The organism is Pantoea wallisii, assembly GCF_002095485.1.
In the GTDB taxonomy this organism is placed as follows: Bacteria; Pseudomonadota; Gammaproteobacteria; order Enterobacterales; family Enterobacteriaceae; genus Pantoea; species Pantoea wallisii.
Genome location: NZ_MLFS01000109.1, coordinates 1 through 4,792, shown reverse-complemented (window position 1 = coordinate 4,792; position 4,792 = coordinate 1). Strand labels below are relative to the sequence as shown.

Genomic DNA, 4,792 nt, shown 5'->3' with positions numbered 1-4,792 from the left:
GGCGGGTCGCCACTCCGAATGCTGGACGTGATAACGCCTCGCGCTCTCCAGGATTTCGCAACTACAGAAGTAATATTACTGTTTCATCCCGCCTTATTGCCACGTTAACCTGCTTAATATTTCCAACACTTGGCGCCCGCTATTTAATTAATATCGGCACCATTAAAGCGCGATTTATCCGCCTCTCACTCAGCAATTTGACTGAAACCTGCCAAATTTCACAAAAAATTCAGAAAAAATTGATCCGCCCTCATCCCTTGTGGGCTCTGGAATTAGCGGCAATAGTCCGGGTGTATTCGCCGGGAATATTCCGTGCAAGGGTTGTCAGACACTCTCACTATGTTAGGTTATAGGGCGCTTAAATTTAATCAGGGTACAACAAGAAATAGTTAAACATTTAACCAGGAATGTAATTATTGCATGGCAATTAAACTCGAAGTTAAAAATTTATATAAAGTATTTGGCGATCACCCGGAAAAGGCATTTAAGCTCATTGAGCAAGGCGCAAGCAAAGAGACAATTCTGGCGAAAACCGGTCTCTCGGTGGGCGTAAAAAATGCCAGTCTGGCCATTGAAGAAGGCGAGATATTCGTCATCATGGGGCTGTCAGGATCAGGAAAGTCCACCATGGTTCGCCTTCTCAATCGTCTGATAGAGCCCACGCGGGGCCAGGTGATTATTGATGGTATCGATATTGCCAAAATATCCGATAGCGAACTGCGTGAAGTGCGAAGAAATAAGATCAGCATGGTATTTCAATCCTTCGCGCTTATGCCACATATGACGGTACTGAATAATACCGCTTTTGGGATGGAATTAGCCGGCACGCCGCTTCAGGAGCGTCAGGAAAAAGCCCTTGAGGCACTGCGTCAGGTGGGGCTGGAAAATTATGCCAACGCTTATCCGGATGAACTTTCCGGCGGTATGCGTCAGCGTGTTGGATTAGCCCGTGCGCTGGCAATTAATCCCGATATTTTACTGATGGATGAAGCATTCTCCGCTCTGGATCCCTTAATTCGTACCGAAATGCAGGATGAGCTGGTAAAGCTGCAGGCAAAACATCAGCGCACCATTGTCTTTATTTCTCACGATCTTGACGAAGCCATGCGTATTGGCGATCGCATTGCCATTATGCAGGGCGGCGAAGTGGTTCAGGTTGGTACGCCTGATGAGATCCTCAACAATCCCGCGAATGATTATGTCCGTACCTTCTTCCGCGGTGTGGATATCAGCCATGTCTTCAGCGCTAAAGATATTGCGCGCCGCAGTGCCGGAGCGCTGATCCGTAAAGCGCCCGGCTTTGGTCCGCGCTCTGCCATTAAGCTGCTGCAGGATGAAGACCGTGAGTTTGGCTATGTGCTGGAAAAACAGAAGTTTGTTGGCGTGGTCTCCAGCGATTCGCTGAAAGCAGCGCTGGCCGCCGGCGCCGGACTGGATAGCGCGCTGCTGGAAGCCCCGCAGGCGGTGCCTGCTGATACTTCACTGAATGATTTGCTCTCCCATGTGGCACAGGCGCCGTGCGCCGTACCGGTGGTCGGCGAAGACAATCAGTACGTCGGTATCATTTCCAAGAGCATGTTACTGCGTGCGTTAGACCGTGAAGGAGCCCAGCCATGAGTGAACAAACCGCCAATCCATGGGATAGCGCCAGCCAGAGCGCACCGCAAACAACCACGCCTGATGCCCGCGCCGCCGATCCCTGGTCAGGCGCCGCTTCAGCCACGCCTGCGGAGAGCAGCACCGGTGGCGCAGATGCCTGGGGCGATCCCGCTGCTGCCAGCGGCGGTCATGATGCGGCCGGCAGTAGCGACTGGCTCAACAGTGCACCAGCGCCAGCACCAGAACATTTCACTATCATGGACCCGTTCCATAAAACCTGGATTCCGCTCGACAGCTGGGTGACCGAGGGCATCGACTGGGTGGTAAACCACTTTCGTCCGGTGTTCCAGGGGATTCGCGTACCGGTGGATTACATCCTGGGCGCGTTCCAGCAGCTGCTGCTGGGCATGCCGGCGCCGGTGGCGATTGTGCTGTTCGCGCTGATTGCCTGGCAGATAGCGACCCCGGCGATGGGCATTGCCACGCTGGTTTCGCTGATTGCGATCGGCGCGATTGGCGCATGGTCGCAGGCCATGGTAACGCTGGCGCTGGTGCTCACTGCCCTGCTGTTCTGTATTGTCATTGGCCTGCCGCTGGGTATCTGGCTGGCGCGCAGCGAGCGTGCCGCGCGTATCGTCCGTCCACTGCTGGATGCGATGCAGACCACCCCCGCCTTTGTTTATCTGGTACCGATTGTGATGCTGTTTGGTATCGGCAACGTGCCGGGCGTGGTGGTGACCATCATCTTTGCGCTGCCGCCGATTGTGCGCCTCACCATTCTTGGTATTAAACAGGTGCCCGCTGACCTGATAGAAGCCAGCGAGTCCTTCGGCGCCAGCCCGCGTCAGATGCTGTTTAAGGTCCAGCTGCCGCTGGCGATGCCGACCATCATGGCCGGGGTTAACCAGACGCTGATGCTGGCGCTGTCAATGGTGGTTATCGCCTCCATGATCGCGGTCGGCGGGCTGGGCCAAATGGTGCTGCGCGGCATTGGCCGCCTCGACATGGGGCTGGCCACCGTTGGCGGCGTCGGCATTGTGATCCTCGCCATTATCCTCGACCGCCTCACGCAGTCTGTCGGTCGCGATAGCCGCAGCCGCGGTAGCCGTCACTGGTACAACACCGGTCCGGTTGGCCTGCTGCTGCGTCCGTTCAGTAAGAGAGCCTGATTTTTTGGGGCGGTCCGCCGTGACCGCCCGTCTCCGACGTCACACGTAAAATAAGGAATGACTATGCGCAAGACAGCACTATTCGCCGCCGTCCTGACGACGTTCGCCGCGACGCACGTGTCCGCCGCCGACCTGCCGGGTAAAGGCATTACGGTAAAACCGCTGCAAAGCACCATCGCTGAAGAGACCTTCCAGACGCTGATTGTCAGCCGCGCGCTGGAGAAACTCGGCTATAGCGTGGAGAAACCGAGTGAAGTCGATTACAACGTGGCTTACACCTCAATTGCCTCTGGCGATGCCACTTTCACCGCCGTTAACTGGCAGCCGCTGCATGACGATATGTTCAAAGCGGCCGGCGGTGACGCGAAGTTTTATCGCGAAGGCACCTTTGTTACCGGCGCTGCGCAGGGTTACCTGATTGACAAGAAAACCGCCGAAAAATACCACATCACTAACATTGAACAGCTGAAAGATCCAAAGATTGCCAAACTGTTCGATAGCAACGGGGATGGTAAAGCGGACATGACCGGCTGTACGCCGGGCTGGGGCTGCGAAGCGGTGATTAATCACCAGAACAGCGCGTTTGGTCTGGCCGATACGGTTACCGCCAATATGGGTAACTACTCGGCGATGGTGGCCGATACGCTGGCGCGCTACAAGCAGGGTAAACCGATTCTCTACTACACCTGGACGCCTTACTGGCTGAGCGATGTGCTGAAACCGGGCCGTGACGTAGTCTGGCTGCAGGTGCCGTTCTCCTCCCTGCCTGGCGAACAGAGCAAAGTGGATACCAAACTGGCAAACGGCGCGAACTATGGCTTCCCGGTGAACACCATGCACATCGTCGCCAACAGAGCCTGGGCAGAAAAAAACCCGGCCGCCGCGAAGCTGTTTGCGGAGATGAAGCTGCCGATTACGGATATCAACGCGGAGAATGCGGCCATGCATGCGGGTCAGGCATCTGAAGCGGATATCAACCGTCACGTGGATGGCTGGATCAAAGGTCATCAGGCGGAGTTTGATAAGTGGATCAATGACGCCCTGGCCGCCGCGAAATAAGCGCCATCGTCTTACGTTGTCAGCGGGCGGCTTTCGGGTCGCCCGCACTGTTTCCGCCGCAGATAAGCGAAGCGTGCGTTATAGCGCACTGGTACGTCCTGTTAATTAACACAACAATGAAATAATTTTTTGGGTTACTATTACCCATATATGATTATTTACCCTCTTCTCCCGCCATGAATGCTTCCCGTCAGGAACTCAATCCCGCGCTGGTTGCGCTGATGTCCGTTGCGACCGGCCTGGCCGTCGCCAGCAACTACTATGTGCAGCCGCTGCTGGATACCATTGCGCACCAGTTTAGCCTCTCCGTCAGCCTTGCCGGCTTTATCGTGACGACGGCGCAGCTGGGCTACGCCTGCGGATTACTGCTGCTGGTACCGCTGGGCGATATGCTGGAGCGTCGGGGGTTAATCGTCTCAATGAGTCTGCTGGCTGCCGGTGGCATGATTGTCACGGCGCTCTCCTCTTCACTGCCAGTGATGCTGCTTGGTACTGTTATCACCGGCCTGTTTTCCGTGGTGGCGCAGATCCTGGTGCCGCTTGCTGCCACGCTGGCGGCACCGGAAAAACGCGGCAAAGTGGTGGGTACGGTGATGAGCGGCCTGCTGCTCGGGATTCTACTGGCGCGCACGGTTGCCGGTGCGCTGGCGCAGTTTGGCGGTTGGCGTAGCGTGTACTGGACGGCCAGCGCCCTGATGATTCTGATGGCGCTGGCGCTGTGGCGCTATCTGCCGCGCTACAAACAGGCCGTTCCGCTTAACTACCCGCAACTGCTGCGTTCCATTTTTAGTCTCTATGCCGGCAACCGCGTATTGCGTACGCGCGCCCTTACCGGCTGCCTGAGCTTTGCCAACTTCAGCATGCTCTGGACCTCAATGGCCTTTCTGCTGGCAGCACCGCCCAATAACTTCAGTGAGGGCGAAATTGGCCTGCTTGGGCTGGTGGGCGCTGCCGGAGCGCTGGCC

5 protein-coding genes are annotated in these 4,792 nt (G+C 56.4%); all 5 read left to right on the top strand.

Annotated elements, in window-relative coordinates; all coding sequences use genetic code 11:
- On the top strand, positions 1–353 hold a 353-nt coding region (locus HA48_RS22310; RefSeq protein WP_208613169.1), incomplete at its 5' end, for a hypothetical protein.
- 67 nt (positions 354–420) lie between these two features.
- Positions 421–1,617 (top strand): glycine betaine/L-proline ABC transporter ATP-binding protein ProV, encoded by a 1,197-nt coding sequence (proV, locus tag HA48_RS21630; protein WP_128603150.1) that lies wholly within the window; start codon positions 421–423, stop codon positions 1,615–1,617.
- A complete protein-coding gene (proW, locus tag HA48_RS21625) occupies positions 1,614–2,768 on the top strand; it encodes a glycine betaine/L-proline ABC transporter permease ProW (RefSeq protein WP_128603149.1) in 1,155 nt (384 codons plus the stop codon). The genes proV and proW overlap by 4 nt, the downstream gene beginning before the upstream one ends.
- Before the next feature lie 63 nt (positions 2,769–2,831).
- Entirely contained in the window at positions 2,832–3,827 is a 996-nt protein-coding gene (gene proX / locus HA48_RS21620; RefSeq protein ID WP_128603148.1) for a glycine betaine/L-proline ABC transporter substrate-binding protein ProX, read from the top strand.
- Between the two features lie 176 nt (positions 3,828–4,003).
- A partial coding sequence (locus tag HA48_RS21615; RefSeq protein WP_139807999.1) for an MFS transporter occupies positions 4,004–4,792 on the top strand: 789 nt, incomplete at its 3' end.